We start from the raw sequence: 14,629 nt of genomic DNA, 5'->3' as shown, positions 1-14,629 counted from the left end.
GACCCACGCGTCCGGTTCCGAACATCACGACCTCCTCGGCGGGCTGGACCCACGCTTCGGCGGTGCCGGCGACGGGGCGGCGGGATCGGGGGACTCGCCCGCGCCCGGCGCCGGGCCGGCGGCGGGCAGGCCTCGCGTCACCAGGAAGCTGGCCAGCGTGATGCCTCCGGTCGCGAGGACGGCCGCCTTCAGGCCGTTCAGCTGGGCCTTCGCGTAGGACTCCGTGACGGCGTCCACCTCGGCCGGCGGCAGCCCGGCCTGCTCGGCCGCCGCGTGCACCTGGTCGGTGGAGACGAAGCTGATGCCCGTTTCCAGGGCGACGCTCGTCTGCCGGCGGGCCTCTTCGGAGATGCCCGGATGCTGTTCGACGTGCGTGGTGAAGGCGTGGGCCAGGGCGCCGATCAGGATCGAGCCGATGAGGGCCGTGCCCAGCGCGGATCCGAGGTTCTGGGCGGTGAACTGCAGGCCGCCGACCTCGCTGCGCTCCTGCTCCCCGGCGGTGGACTGGACGACGTTGCCGAGCTGCGAGGCGAGCAGGCCCATGCCGAGACCGAGGAGCGCCATGGCCCCGAAGAACTGGGCGTCGTCGACGACGGGTCTGATGGCGGCGAGGAGCCAGGCGATCGACGCCGCCAGCAGCACCAGCGCCACCCGCACGATCCGCCGCGGCCCCGCCCTGCGTCCGAGCCGGGCGCCGGCCAGGGAGGCCACGAGCATGGTGACGGAGACCGGCAGCAGCCGCAGTCCCGTCTGGAAGGCGTCGAAGCCCTGCACCACCTGCAGGTACAGCGGGATGGTGAAGAAGAGGCCGAGCAGGATGAGGTTCTGGCTGAGCAGGGTCATCAGGCCGGAGCGCAGCACGGGTCTGTGGAACAGAGCCAGGTGGACGAGGGGGTCCTCGCCGCGGGCCTCCCGCCGCCGCTCCCAGATCTGGAAGACGTGGAGGAGGCCCGCTCCGGCCGCGACGACGAACAGAGTGGGGGCGAAGCCGAACACCGTGAACGGGGGATCGAGCGGCGCGACCCAGCCCCAGGTGGTGCTCTGCAGCACTCCGAGGACGCCGAGGCCCAGACCGGCGGCCGACAGCACGGCGCCGACGACGTCCAGGCCGGGGCGCCGGCCCGTCGGCGGCCGTTCCTTGATCGCGCGCCGGAAGAGCAGCACGGCGAGGACCACCACGACCTCACCGGCGAAGACCAGCCGCCAGGTGAGGTACGTGGTCACCCAGCCGCCCAGCAACGGTCCGACCGCGATGCCGGCGCCGGCGAGGCCGCCGATGACGCCGTACGCGACGGAGCGGTCCCGGCCCCGGTAGGACTCGGCGACGAGCGCCGCCATGGACGGCAGCACCAGTGCGGCGCCGAGCCCCTCGATGAGCGACCAGCCGAGCGCCAGGACCCACAGGGCCGGCGAGACGGCGGTCAGGGCCGAGCCGACGCCGTAGACGCCCATGCCGATCAGGAAGACGCGGCGGCGCCCCAGGATGTCCCCGATCCGCCCGCCGACGATCATGAACGCGGCCATGACCAGGGCGTACAGGGTGATGACGGCCTGGATCGAGGTCACCTCGGTGTCGAAGTCCTCGACCAGCTGGGTGATGGAGACGTTCATGACGGCGGTGTCGAGCACCATCAGGAACTGGGCCGTCCCCAGGACCATCAGAGCGCCCCACTGCCTCATCGTGTCCACCTCACCAGGTCGGCCCGTCCCTGCCATCGCACCCGAAACGCCCGCCGGCCGCCTCACCCGCGGCGGGTGAGCGGGTCGGGCAGATGCCTTCCGGGAGCACTTCCCGGGATCAGAGCAGGCCCAGGTCGCGGGCCCGGCGTACCGCTTCGTTGCGCCGGTGCACCGACAGCTTCCGGTAGACGCTCTTGAGGTGGGTCTTCACCGTGTTGACCGACAGGTACAGGTCGGCGGCGATGTCCTCGGTCGACATCATCCGGGCGAGCCGCTCCAGCACCTCGTGTTCCCGTTCGCTCAGCGGCTCCACCAGCGGCTCCTCCGCCGCCGGACCGGCCGCTTCGCCGTCCAGCCCGGCCTCCGGCAGGAGCCAGCCCGCGGCGAGCGCGCGCAGGGGCGCCGCCTCCAGGAAGGGACCGATCCAGGGTCCGGCCTCCGCGAACGGACGCCGCAACTCCTCGGGCCTGGCCTCCCTCAGGGCACGTTCGAGCAGGGTGTGTACGGCCCCGAGGTCGCCCTCCAGCTTCGCGGCCCGGGCCCGCACCAGCGCGGCGCGCACCGTCACGGCCGGGCCGACGTGCGCGCGGCCAGGGGGACGGGCGTCGCCGTCGAGGCCGAGGGGACGGGCGTTGCCGTCGAGGCCGGGGAGACGGGCGTCGCCGTCGAGGCCGGGGAGACGGGCGTTGCCGTGGAGGCGGGGGGGACGGGCGTTGCCGAAGAGGTCGTCGAGGCCGGCGTTTCCGTCGGGGCTGGAGGGACCGGCGCTGCCGTCGACGCCGGGAGGACGGGCGTTGCCGTCGAGCCCGGGGGGACGGGCGTTGCCGTGGAGGTCGTCGAGGCCGTCGAGCAGGCGGAGGGCCTCGGCCCGGTCACCGGCCGCGAGGTGGGCCCGCGCCGCGCCGACCAGGCACATCGGCTGGTCCGCGGCCACCGCCCGGAGGACCTCGGCGGCGGCCTCCGGGCGGCCCTCCGCGAGGTGGGCGGCCGAGACGACCAGAGCGGCGTGGCCCCGGGCCCACGGGGAGTCCTCGTCGGCGGCGACGACCTGTCGCGCGGCGGCCGACGCGGCGCGGGTGCGCCCCTGGGCCAGGAGCAGCCGGGCCGTGGCGAGGCGGCGGGCCGCGGCGGTGACCGGATCCGGCGCCGGTCCGTCGGACGGTCGGCCGAGCAGTTCCTCGGCACGGGCCGGCTCGTCCCGTTCGACGGCGACCGCGGCGAGGACCAGCTGCCCGAGGCCGGGGCCGGCCGGCGCGGGAAGGCCGAAGCGCTCCGTCTCGGCCGTCGCCGCGCGGACCCGGCGCTCGGCCCGGCCGGGCCAGCCGTCGAGGTAGTCGATGAGGGCGAGGTGCTCCAGGGAGTCCCGCCGTGGCAGTGCCGTGGCGGCGTCGCCGGGCCCGCGGGTCACTTCGGTGAGTGCGGCCCGGGCCTCGCCGAGGAGTCCGGCCCACAGCCGGGTCGCGCCCAGGTGGGTCCACAGCAGGGCGAGGAGTTCGGGGTGTTCGTCGACAAGCGGGACGGGCACCGATCGCAGCAGTCCGGCGGCGGACCGGGCGGCTTCCTCCGTCTGCCGCACGGAGCCGGCCAGCCGGCCCGCCAGTGCCGCGAGCAGCGCGCAGCCGAGCCGGGCCGCCGGGGAGTCGCCGGTGCCGGCGGTCAGCTGTTCCTCGGCGCGGCCGAGGTGGGCCAGGCCGCGGGCGAGGTCGTGGCGGGACAGCTCGCGCGCGGCGCGGACGAGGTCCGCGGCCGGGCCCGGCGCCTCCGTCTCCGTCTCCGTCTCCGTCTTCGGCTCCGTCCTCCCCGTCTTCGGCTCCAGGGCCGCGAAGAGCTCGGCCAGCTCGTCCGCGCGCGGACCGGCGAACAGCTGACCGATCGCCAGGTCGTCGACCAGGGCCCCGGCGGCGAACGCCAGGTCCCCCGCGGCGGCAGCGTGGGCGAGCGACTCGGGCAGGGTCCCGGAGTGCCGCAGCCACCCCGCCGCCCGCCGGTGCACGTCCCGCTCCAGACCGGGCGAACGGTGGCGCAGATGGGCCCGGAGGATCTCCCGGAACAGCGGATGGAGCCGGTACCACCCCTGCCCGAAGTCCTCCACGAACGCGTTGTCGCGCAGCAGCCCGGCCAGGATGGGCGCCGCGTCCTGCCGCCCGGTCAGCGCGTCCGCGAGCTCGGGCCGGAACCGGTCGAGGACGCTGACCCGGAGCAGCAGGTCCTGGGTCCGGGGCGGCTGCCGGTCGAGCACCTCGGCGAGCAGGAAGTCGGCGATCGTGCTGCGCCCCGCCTCGAACTCCTTCAGGTAGATCTCCGGGTCCGGGCTCAGCCGCGCGGCCATGGCGCACAGCCGCAGGCCGGCGGCCCAGCCCCGGGTGCGCTCCACCAGTGCCCCGGCCGCCGCGTCGGACAGGTCGAGGCCGTGCAGCTCGAGCAGCGTGACCGCCTCCTCGACGGTGAAGGCCAGCTCGGCGTCCCTGATCTCCGTCGTCTCCCCGGCCAGCCGGTAGCGGTGCAGCGGGAGCAGCGGCTCGGTGCGGGTGACCAGGACCAGGCGGAGTCCCGCCCCGCCGTGGTGCAGGACGAACTCCAGCTGCCGCGCGACCTCCGGGGCGGTCATCCGGTCGAACTCGTCGATCACCACGATCGCGGGCCGGTCGCGGCCGCCGAGCTCCGCGGCGAGCCGTGACAGCAGCGCGTGGTCGGCCTCGCCCGCCCGGGCGGGCGAGCCGACCGACGAGGGCAACGCCGTGCCGCCGGCCCGCAGCGCCTGGAGGAAGTGGGCCCAGAACACGCCCGGCCCCTGGATCGCCGCGTCCAGCGTGAGCCAGGCCACCGGTTCGTCCAGACCGGCGGCCCAGTCCGCCACCAGCAGCGTCTTGCCCGCCCCGGCGCGCCCTTCGACCACCGTGAGCGGGGTCCGCGGCGCCTGCCCGAGCCGCTCGGCCAGCCGTACACGCCTCAGAAACGTCGCGGGCCGCTCGGGCGGCACGAACCGGGTTCGCAGGAACGGGTCACCCAGGGGGTCGACGCCGAGGGCACCGGGTCCGTACGGGTCGACACCGAGGACGCCGGGTCCGTACGGGTCGACACCAGACGCGCCGGGTCCGTAGGGGTCGACACCAAAGGCGCCGGGTCCGTACGGGTCGGCGCTGGGGACGACGGATTCGTGGGGGTCACGGCGGGCGCCGCCTCCGTGGGAGTCGCCGCGGGCGCCCGCCCCCCGCCCGTCCTCGCCCTTCCCGCCCGGTTCCCGCGGGGCGTCGCCGCGCACCGCCGCCACGTTTCGCCACCACCCTCCGGTCGGATTCCGGGCAGAGCCCCTCTGCGCAGAAGTCTCGCCGCAATCCCGGTGGGCCGCCCGGCGCCCGGTGAACCCCTCCCCGGTGTCCGAAGGTCCCTCCGGGGAAGTCTCGCCGGTCAGGCGTCCGGCTGGCGGGGTGTCGCCGGGCCGAAGAGTTCGACGGCGCGGCGGACGGCGGCGAGGCCCTCGGTGAGGGCGCTGACGGAGCCGATCGCGCCGGCGACCAGGAGCAGCGAGCGGCGCAGCCGCCACACCTCGGGGGCGCCGCTGAGCGCCATCGCGTCGAGCGCGGCGAGCTCGTCCTCGGCGATCCCCCGGTCGGCGAACTCCGGCCGGTGCCCGGCGAGTTCTCGCCGGAGCCGGGACACGGCGGCGCGTAGTTCGGCCACCCTCGGGTCCACGCCGTCAGCGGTCACTCGCCTCTGCCCCACGCTTCGCAACATGGTTCTCCCCCCAGGGAGCCGCCGGCCCCCCTTGTGCACGTGCACGTCGCTGCGCGACCCCTCGGGCGGCGGTCGGGCGCTCGGGGTCGCGGGCCAGTTAACTCCTTCGCGCGCCCGGCGCGCCAGCAGGCGGACGCACATTCAGGCATCCGGGTGGTGGGGTCTGATGCGGTATGCACTCCCCATGACGGGAGAGACAGCAGGAGAGTCAGCGCAAGAGACGACAGGGGAGCCCGCGGCCGCCCCCGCGACGGGGCCCCGGACCGCCGGGCTGCTGCTCGCCGCGGGCGGCGGCCGGCGCCTCGGCGGGCGGCCGAAGGCGCTGCTCCCGTACCGCGGCCGCCCTCTGGTCGAGCGCGCGGCGCGGGTGCTGCGGGAGGGCGGCTGCGAGGTGGTGCACGTGGTGCTGGGCGCGGCGGCGGAGCGTGTACGGCAGGAGGCGGACCTGCCGGGGTGCGTGCTCGTGGAGAACCCGGAATGGGCGGAGGGCATGGGGTCGTCGCTGCGGGCCGGGCTCGCCTCGCTCGCCGCCGCTCCGTACGGAGTCGACGCGGCGCTCGTGTCGCTGGTGGACCAGCCGGGGATCGGGGCGGCGGCGGTGGCCCGGGTCCATGCCGCGTACCGAGGGCGCGCCACGCTCGCCGCGGCCTCGTACGACGGGAGGCGCGGCCATCCGGTGCTGTTCGGCGCGGACCACTGGGCGGGGATCGCGGCGGCGGCGGTCGGGGACCGGGGGGCGCGGGAGTACCTGGAGGCGCACCGGGATGCGATCACTCTCGTGGACTGTTCGGATGTGGCCGAGCCCTATGACATCGACACGGAGGCGGATCTCCGGCGTCTGGCCTGAGCGGGAGCGGAAGCGGGAAGGGAACGGGAGTGAGCGTGGTGACACTCAGAGCCACGTTGTGTCGACCCAAAGAATCTCGACATCAACAAACCATTGAACTTCCACTATGAGGAAACTAGTATCCACTGTTCAGAAGCGCCTGATCCTCCGTGACGGCGCTCCCGGCCGTATCTCGGCGCCTGTGGCACGGCGTGCCACCCGACGACGCCCGGCGGCCGGCACGCACCGCCCGTGAAGCCCGCTGAAGGAAGTGACAGTTCATGTCCGCACCAGCGCCGTCCTCCCTGGTCGTCGTCGAAGCCGAGCCCCTGCCGCGCCAGGAGGAGGTGCTCACCGACGCGGCGCTCGCCTTCGTGGCCGAGCTGCACCGCCGGTTCACCCCGCGCCGGGACGAGCTGCTCGCCCGCCGTGGCGAGCGCCGCGCCGAGATCGCCCGCACCTCCACCCTGGGCTTCCTGCCCGAGACCGCGGCGATCCGCGCCGACGAGTCCTGGAGGGTCGCGCCGGCCCCGGCGGCCCTGAACGACCGGCGGGTCGAGATCACCGGCCCGACCGACCGCAAGATGACGATCAACGCACTGAACTCGGGCGCGAAGGTCTGGCTCGCCGACTTCGAGGACGCCTCGGCGCCCACCTGGGAGAACGTGGTCCTCGGACAGGTCAACCTGATCGACGCCTACACCCGCAACATCGACTTCACGGACCCGCGCTCGGGCAAGTCGTACGCCCTGAAGCCGGCCGACCAGCTCGCCACGGTCGTCATGCGGCCCCGTGGCTGGCACCTGGAGGAGCGTCACCTCACCGTCGACGGCCGCCCGGTCCCCGGCGCGCTGGTCGACTTCGGCCTCTACTTCTTCCACAACGCCCAGCGCCTGATCGACCTCGGCAAGGGCCCGTACTTCTACCTGCCGAAGACCGAGTCGCACCTGGAGGCCCGCCTCTGGAACGACATCTTCGTCTTCGCCCAGGACTACGTCGGCATCCCGCAGGGCACCGTCCGCGCCACGGTCCTCATCGAGACCATCACGGCCGCGTACGAGATGGAGGAGATCCTCTACGAACTCCGCGACCACGCCGCCGGGCTGAACGCGGGCCGCTGGGACTACCTCTTCTCCATCGTCAAGAACTTCCGTGACGGCGGCGCCAAGTTCGTCCTTCCGGACCGCAACGCGGTCACGATGACGGCCCCGTTCATGCGCGCGTACACCGAACTCCTCGTCCGCACCTGCCACAAGCGCGGCGCGCACGCCATCGGCGGCATGGCGGCCTTCATCCCGTCCCGCAAGGACGCCGAGGTCAACAAGGTCGCCTTCGAGAAGGTCAAGGCCGACAAGGACCGCGAGGCCGGCGACGGCTTCGACGGCTCCTGGGTCGCCCACCCCGACCTGGTGCCGATCGCCATGGCCTCCTTCGACGCGGTCCTCGGCGACAAGCCGAACCAGAAGGACCGGCTGCGCGAGGACGTCCACGTCGAGGGCCCGGAGCTCATCGACATCGCCTCCCTGGACGCCCAGCCGACGTACGAGGGCCTGCGCAACGCCGTCCAGGTCGGCATCCGCTACATCGAGGCGTGGCTGCGCGGCCTCGGCGCCGTCGCGATCTTCAACCTGATGGAGGACGCGGCCACGGCCGAGATCTCGCGCTCGCAGATCTGGCAGTGGATCAACGCGGGTGTGGTGTTCGAGAACGGCGAGAAGGCGACGCCGGAGCTGGCCCGCAAGGTGGCCGCCGAGGAGCTGGCCGCGATCCGCGAGGAGATCGGCGCGGAGGCCTTCGCGGCCGGAAAGTGGCAGCAGGCCCACGACCTCCTGCTGCACGTCTCCCTCGACGCCGACTACGCGGACTTCCTGACCCTCCCGGCGTACGACCAGCTGGTCGGCTGACCGCACAGCGGCCGAACAGCTCGCCCGAGCAGGCCCCGCCCCCGGTGTTCGCACAGCACCGGGGGCGGGGCCTTTTGCTGTTTGCGGAAGACGTGGCCGGTTTTCGATCCATGGCGTTTCACAAGTCACGTAACTCAACCGAAATACGCAACTACCTAGCGGTAACAAGCCGGCCCGTGCGAAGTTCCGCCATGCCACCGGCCGGCGGCTGTCCCCCACGTCGATGCGTACCTCGCGTACCGCACCTCGCAGGAGCACAGCCATGTCCTCGTCCCCCCGCCGCGCTCTGCGCGGTCTGCTCACCCTGTGCCTGACCGCCGGATTCGCCCTCCTGGCCGCTCCGTCCCCCGCCGTCGCCGCTCCCGGCTCCGGCCCCTCCACCGTCGTCACCATGGGCGACAGCTACATCTCCGGCGAGGCCGGCCGCTGGCAGGGCAACAGCCTGACCACCACCGGCAGCCGCAACGGCACCGACCGCGCCTGGAACGGCAGCACGTACGACCCGAGCCGGGTGTACGGCACGACCGAGGCCGGCGGCTGTCACCGCTCGGACTCGGCCGAGGTCAACAGCGCCGGCCCGATCGCCACCAACCTGATCAACATCGCCTGCTCCGGGGCCGTCACGAAGAACGTGTTCCGTACGGCCTCCGGCGGGACCGCGTTCAAGGGCGAGGCCCCGCAGGCCGACCAGCTCGCGGCCGTCGCCGCCACCCACGACGTCAAGCTGATCGCCCTGTCGATCGGCGGCAACGACCTCGGCTTCGCCGACATCATCAGCACCTGCGCCACCGACTACATCGTCTGGTACTCCTACTGCCACGACGACCAGCAGGCCGTCGTCGACTCGAAGATCGACGGCGTGATGGCGGACGTCGGCAAGTCGATCGACGAGATCAGAGCCGTGATGACGGGCGCCGGCTACACCGCCGCCGACTACCGGATCGTGCTCCAGTCGTACCCCTCCCCCATCCCGCGCGCCGCCGAGAACCGCTACGGCGAGAGCGGCTGGAGCCGTACGAACACCGGCGGCTGCCCCTTCTGGAACCTCGACTCCGACTGGGCGCGCGACTCCCTCGTGCCGCAGATCGCGAGCCGGCTGAAGGCCGTCGCCACGGCGAAGGGCGCGCAGTTCATGGATCTGCGCGACATGCTCCAGGGCCGTGAGGTGTGCTCCAAGAGCAGCAAGCAGGTGTCCTCGACCGTGCCGGCGTCGCCGACGACGAGCGAGTGGGCGCGCTGGATCGACCAGAACGAGACCCAGGGGCCGCTCCAGGAGGACATGCACCCCAACTACTACGGGCAGCTGGCGCTGGGCCGCTGTCTCGCGCTGATCAACGCGCAGGCATCCGGCAACTACAGCTGCCGGAACACGGCGGGGTCGGGTTCGTCGGGGATGTACCTCGCGGCGGGCTGATCCGCCGGCGGGCCACGTCAGGGCAGGCTGATGCCGAGAGGCTTCAGGACGCGTTCGGCCTCGTGCGGGTCGGCGGCGCACATGGCGGCGACCAGCGCCGCCGAGCCGCCCGGCCAGCGCGAGGCCGCCGCGTCGAAGGCGCCCCGGCGGGACTCCAGCGGCCCCTTCTTGCCGGGCAGCCCGTCGAGCACGTGCAGGGCCCGCGCGGCGGCCGGCACCCGGTCCGGGTCCACCGGCTCCCCGCGGTCGCGCAGCACGTCCGCCGCCCGGACGCCGACGGCCGGGTTCGCGAGGGCGTCGCGCAGCGCCCCGGTCGGGGCGGCGGACAGGTCCAGGACATGCAGCAGGCCGCGGGTGCCGGCGGCTTCGGAGGTGCCGGCGTTGACCTTCCCGAGCGCGGCGAGCAGCCCGGACCAGGCTTCCGCCGCGTGCCCACGGGCGTGCAGCCACTCACCGAGGACCCGTCCGGCGACGGCCGGCGGCCAGCCCGCGGTGGCGGCCACCAGGGTGTCCGCGTCCCACTCGGCCGTCTCCTCGGCGTCGGGCACCGCGACCCGCCGTACCGCCAGCAGATAGCGGACCGCGGCGCAGCCGCCCGGGGTGAGCCCGAAGGCGTCGCCGCGCCGGAAGACCAGTCCGGTCGCGGCCAGCCGGTCGACGACGGCCGCGAGGCCGTGGGCGGGCCTGTCGAGCCGGGCCCGGTCGGTGTCGGTGAGGCCGGGCGTGCCGAGGAGGCGGGCGAGTTCGGACGCGGTCGGCGTGGTGTAGCCGGGCGAGGCGGGCGGCGGTACGCGGACGGGGGCGTCCTCCAGGGCCGGGTCGACGGTCCAGTCCTCGAATTCGGCGGCCCGGCGGGCGACCGACTCGGCGGAGCAGCCGCGCTGGTAGAGCGTGTAGAGCAGGTGGGCGGCCTCGCCGCCGTACGTTCCCTCGTCGGCGAGCTCGTCGACGGCGGCGGCCAGCACGTCGGCGTCCCGCTCCACGTCCGTGACGGCCTCCTCGGCCTCCCGCTCCGGCGGCGGCAGCGGCACGGAGGCGTCTCCGTAGTAGTCGAGGTGCTCGTCGAGCAGGGCGTCGGCGAGGACGAGATGGGGCAGGTCGTCGGGTCCGGGCGCGAGGTGCGCGTACTCCCCCGCGAGTCCTTCGGCGAGTCCGGCCGCCGTCCACCGGTCGAGCAGCGCCTGGGCGACCCGGCCGATGCCCTGCGCCACGTCGTGGTCGCTGAGCAGCGGCCCGGCGGCCGGGGGCTGCTCGGCATCGCGTACGTAGGCCCTGGTCAGCACCTCGGTGAGGACCAGGTCCGCGATGGCGGTGCGGCCCACCAGGTCCGCCCGGCGCACCCCGTCGGGCACCGGCGGCCCGTCGAGCCGGGCCAGCCAGGCCCGTACCGCCTCGGGGTCGCCGGGATCGGTGCCGTCGGCCCGCAGGAGCTGCGCGTACCAGCGGGGCCAGGTCAGGTTCCCGGGGTCGCCCATGGCCCGCTCGAAATCGGCCACGGCCTCCCCGATCACCCCCTCGATCCGCGTCCGCCGCTCCCCGTCGAACCGCCCGGCGAGCGCCCGCAGCACCGCTGGATACACCGCCAGCTCCTCCGGCGCCGCCCACACGAACGCCGGCAGATCCTCCACGAGGAGCCGCTTCACCAGGCCGGGCGTCGGCTCCGGCACTCCCGATCCCCGGTCCGCCCCGCGCAACGCGAGCAGCCCGAGCACGGCGTCCACGGCCCTGACGGCTCCCGGCCCCCGGAACTCGGGGCTTTCCTCCAGGAACAGGTCACGACCGGTGTTGGTGAGCACGATCTCGGCCACGCTTCCCAGCGTAATTCGGGGCGGGGCGGGGCGCGGTGCGGTGCGGCCAGGCGGGTCACGCGGTGCGGTGGAAGGGGGCGCTCCGGTGCGGCTGCGGGAGCCGGCGGAGCTGGTGCAGCAGGCGGAGCCGCTGCAGCTGCTGGAGCCGCTGCAGCCGGTGGACGACGAAGGTGAGGTGCTGGTTGTGCGCGGCCCAGGCCCACACGCCGGGATGACCCGCGCCCTCGCTGCCCCGGCCCGCGGCGCAGGCCCGCATCCAGTCCTTGGCGGCACTGTGCGGGGCCTCCTCGAAGTCCGGCGTGGCCACGATCTCGGCCGCCGTGCGCCGGATGTCGGCCGCGTGGCCGTCCGCACAGGTGGGCACCTTGCCGAGGAGGAACGTGCGCTCGCCGGTGTGACGCAGCAGGCCCCACGGCGATCCGTCGTCCGGGTCGGCCGGCCGGGCGGTGCTCCGGGGGTGCCCGGCTCCGTAGTCGCCGTAGGTGAGGCGGAGCCGGCGCCCGTCCGGCGAACGGCCGAGCACGTGCCACAGGTCCCAGTCGTAGCGCTCCGCCTCGGCCAAGGGCGCCCCGTAGCCGTCGGGGACGGCGTCGGCACCCGGGCAGGAACCGGCGAGGACGGCCACGGTGCGCCAGCCGTGCAGCGGTCCGAGGAGGGCGAGGGCACGAAGGGCCGACTCCTCGACGAAGGCGAAGCGGTGGTCGTCCTGGACGTCGCCGAAGTCGAGCAGCAGGTCCAGGGGGAGGTCGGCGAGCTCGGCGAGCAGGCGTCGCAACCGGGCTTCGAGGCGGCGCTCGTCGGCGAGGGCGGCCGGGGCGATCCGTATCCCGAGGCCGTCGCCGCACGCACGGGCCGCGGCCGCGCAGGCGGCCTGCTGCCAGGCGGAGCGTTCGGGCCCCGTCACGGGTCTCAGCGCCGTGCGGGCCGGCACGTCGCGCAGCGCCTCCTCGACGGGGCGCGGGTCGGCGTCGGACTCGCCGCCCCGGGTGTCCACCCACGCGGGTCTGCCTTCCTGCACCCGGGCGATGTGGGCGAGGGTCTCGTGCACGGGATGCCGGCGGGCGCGCCGACAGGCGGCCGGGTCGCGGGGCGGGACGACCCACAGAGGGGCGACGGCGGCGCGCACGGAGGGCGTGAGGGCCTCGTACGCCTTCCGTGCGCTCGGTCGTGCGGGCAGAACGGGTACGTAGCTCGGCTCGGCCATCGGCTCCCCCAACGCCCTTCGGCAAGTGCCCCGTTCGCAGGGTGCGGCGCGGCGGGCGGGTCCGGAAAGGGAGCCGTTTCGGCCATGTGTGGCCAAGGGGGCGGGGGGAGCTAGGGGGTGTCTCGTCGATCAGGCCGGATCAGGGAGCGGCGTCTGGTGCCGTGCATCGCAAGGCGGAGGAGGGAGTCCATGCGGAGCATCGGCGACCGACGACAACGCGGCGAGGCGCGGTGCCAGGCGTCGCGAGCCCGGCATGATCGACGAGACACCCCCTAGGGGGTGATGGCGGTGCGGGGTGCGGAGAAGTCGCCCCAGGTGCCGTCGGGGAGTTTGGCGCGGAGGGTGACGGTGTAGCGCAGGCCGGGGGTGGTGGGGACGGTGAGGGTGTAGGTGACGGGGCCCAAAGCGGGCTGGGTGCCCCAGACGATCGTGGTGGCGAAGCGGCCGTCGAGATAGAGCTGGTGCTCCTTGACGGCGGTGCCGGTGGCGGTACGGGGCGGGGTCCAGGTGACGGTGAGGGTGCCGCGGGCGGGGCGGACGCTGACGGCGGTGGGGGCCGTGCTGGGCGGGGCGCCGGGGGCGGGGGCGGTGGTGAGGTCGGCGGGGGCGCTGTCCGGGGAGGAGTTCTCGGCGGCGTCGCGGGCGCGGACGGTGAAGGAGTAGGCGGTGCCGGGGCGCAGGCCGGTGAGGCGGGCGGTGGTGGCGGTGCCGGGGACGGTGTGGACGCGGGAGTCGGCCTGGTAGACGTCGTACGCGGTGACGCGGGTGTCGTCGCGGGCGGGCCGCCAGGTGAGGACCGCCGCGCCGGGTCCGGCGGGAGCGGCGCGCAGGGCGGTGGGGCGCGTGGGCGGTGTGCGGTCCTCGGCGGTCGCGGCGAGGGTGGTGGCCGCGGCCGGGGCGCCGGCCGGGGAGAGGTTCCCGGCGGCGTCGCGGGCGCGGACGGTGAAGGTGTGGAGGGTGGCGGGGGCCAGGCCGCTGATGTCGGTCATCAGGGTGGCGGCGGGGAGTTCCTTGACCTCGTGGCCCCGGTCGTAGACGGCGTAGGACGTGACGCCCCGGTCGTCGGTGGCGGCGCTCCACATGACGTGGACGGTGGTGGCGCTGCCGGCGGTCGCGGTGACTCCGGTGGGGGCGGTGGGGGCGCGGGTGTCCTTGGCGGCCGCGGCGGGGCCGGCGCAGCCGGCGAGGGTGAAGGTGAAGCCGAGTGCGGCGACTGCCAACGGGGCTGCGAGGTAAGGGCGTTGCATGGGGGGTGCCTCCGTCCGGCCGGGGATCCGGGAAAGGTCCAGACCTATATCGCACAGCGGGTGGGGCGCCGGCAAGAGGGCGTTGTCAGTGGCGTGCGCTTCACTGGTCCCATCACTCTCCGTAACCGAATTTGGGGGAATCATGACGGACCGTACGACCTATGTGTCACTGGCCGGGCTGCGCGTGCGCGGCTGGAGCGACGCCATGGTCAGCGAGATGCTCGGCCAGGCCGATGTGCAGGGCCGCGACCCGAGGCGCTGGTCGCTCGCGCCCGTGCGCCTCTATCTCCTGGCGCGCGTCGAAGCCGTGGAGCGCACACCGGAGTTCGCCGCCTCCGCCGAGGCCGCCGGCCGGGCCGGCGCCGCGAGCCTGCTCGCGGCCGAGCGGCGCCGTCGCGCGGTCCTCGCGGCGATCCGCGCCGAACCCATCGAGGTGCCCCGCCTCCCGGCCGCCGAACTGGAGCGCCGCGCCGTCCGGCACCGCCACCTGCTCGGCGCCCGCGGCCCCGGCGGCCTCACCGCCGGCGCCATGGTCCGCTGGCAGGTCGGCTATCTGCGACACGCCCTCTCCCGCTACGACACCCTCCTCGACGACCTCTACGGCGACACCGGCCGCGCCGAGGCCGAACGCCTGCTGCGCCGCCGGGTGTACGAGGCGATCGCGGCGGCATATCCACACCTGGCGCACGAGTGCAGGCGGCGAGCGGCGGTGGAGCGGTGAGGACGCGTCGGGGAGCGGTGACCGGGTGGCGGCGCGCGGGCGGGTCCGGGGGCGGGTCCAGGCGACGGCCCGGGCGCGGGGCCGAGCGAC

Annotated in this window: 10 protein-coding genes; 4 read left to right on the top strand and 6 right to left on the bottom strand. The window is 74.6% G+C overall.

Annotated features, from left to right (window positions below; translation table 11 throughout):
- Positions 1-24: 24 nt before the first annotated feature.
- The 3 genes from ACIRSU_RS06180 to ACIRSU_RS06170 all read right to left on the bottom strand — a co-directional run bounded on the left by ACIRSU_RS06180 (position 25) and on the right by ACIRSU_RS06170 (position 5,415).
- Complete coding sequence (locus tag ACIRSU_RS06180; RefSeq protein WP_403789526.1) at positions 25-1,680, bottom strand: MFS transporter; 1,656 nt, start codon at positions 1,678-1,680, stop codon at positions 25-27.
- A gap of 118 nt (positions 1,681-1,798) precedes the next feature.
- A complete protein-coding gene (locus ACIRSU_RS06175) occupies positions 1,799-4,690 on the bottom strand; it encodes a LuxR C-terminal-related transcriptional regulator (RefSeq protein ID WP_403790189.1) in 2,892 nt (963 codons plus the stop codon).
- 398 nt (positions 4,691-5,088) lie between these two features.
- On the bottom strand, positions 5,089-5,415 hold the full coding sequence (locus tag ACIRSU_RS06170; RefSeq protein ID WP_403789525.1) for a DUF5955 family protein: 327 nt from the start codon (positions 5,413-5,415) through the stop codon (positions 5,089-5,091).
- Positions 5,416-5,599: 184 nt separating this feature from the next.
- Between ACIRSU_RS06170 and ACIRSU_RS06165 the strand changes: the two genes are divergently transcribed.
- The 3 genes from ACIRSU_RS06165 (at position 5,600) to ACIRSU_RS06155 (ending at position 9,559) form a co-directional block, all read left to right on the top strand.
- On the top strand, positions 5,600-6,262 hold the full coding sequence (locus ACIRSU_RS06165; protein WP_403789524.1) for an NTP transferase domain-containing protein: 663 nt from the start codon (positions 5,600-5,602) through the stop codon (positions 6,260-6,262).
- 260 nt (positions 6,263-6,522) lie between these two features.
- Positions 6,523-8,145, top strand: coding sequence for a malate synthase A (aceB, locus tag ACIRSU_RS06160; protein WP_403789523.1), 1,623 nt, complete (start codon positions 6,523-6,525; stop codon positions 8,143-8,145).
- 262 nt (positions 8,146-8,407) lie between these two features.
- Positions 8,408-9,559: a hypothetical protein gene (locus ACIRSU_RS06155; protein ID WP_403789522.1), complete on the top strand. Its 1,152-nt coding sequence runs from the start codon at positions 8,408-8,410 to the stop codon at positions 9,557-9,559.
- 17 nt (positions 9,560-9,576) lie between these two features.
- Here the strand turns inward: ACIRSU_RS06155 and ACIRSU_RS06150 are convergent, their stop codons facing one another.
- The 3 genes from ACIRSU_RS06150 to ACIRSU_RS06140 form a co-directional block, all read right to left on the bottom strand.
- A complete protein-coding gene (locus tag ACIRSU_RS06150) occupies positions 9,577-11,367 on the bottom strand; it encodes a hypothetical protein (RefSeq protein WP_403789521.1) in 1,791 nt (596 codons plus the stop codon).
- A gap of 55 nt (positions 11,368-11,422) precedes the next feature.
- Complete coding sequence (locus ACIRSU_RS06145; protein ID WP_403789520.1) at positions 11,423-12,571, bottom strand: hypothetical protein; 1,149 nt, start codon at positions 12,569-12,571, stop codon at positions 11,423-11,425.
- A 272-nt stretch (positions 12,572-12,843) separates the two neighbouring features.
- Positions 12,844-13,818 carry a fibronectin type III domain-containing protein gene (locus tag ACIRSU_RS06140; RefSeq protein WP_403789519.1) on the bottom strand — a complete coding sequence of 325 codons (975 nt, stop codon included), beginning with the start codon at positions 13,816-13,818 and terminating at the stop codon, positions 12,844-12,846.
- Positions 13,819-13,960: 142 nt separating this feature from the next.
- Between ACIRSU_RS06140 and ACIRSU_RS06135 the strand changes: the two genes are divergently transcribed.
- Positions 13,961-14,539: a hypothetical protein gene (locus ACIRSU_RS06135; protein ID WP_403789518.1), complete on the top strand. Its 579-nt coding sequence runs from the start codon at positions 13,961-13,963 to the stop codon at positions 14,537-14,539.
- Positions 14,540-14,629 lie beyond the last annotated feature (90 nt).

Origin of the sequence: Streptomyces sp. NPDC101160, from assembly GCF_044768205.1 — a bacterium.
Lineage (GTDB): Bacteria > Actinomycetota > Actinomycetes > Streptomycetales > Streptomycetaceae > Streptomyces.
This window is presented reverse-complemented; position numbering and strand designations above follow the sequence as displayed.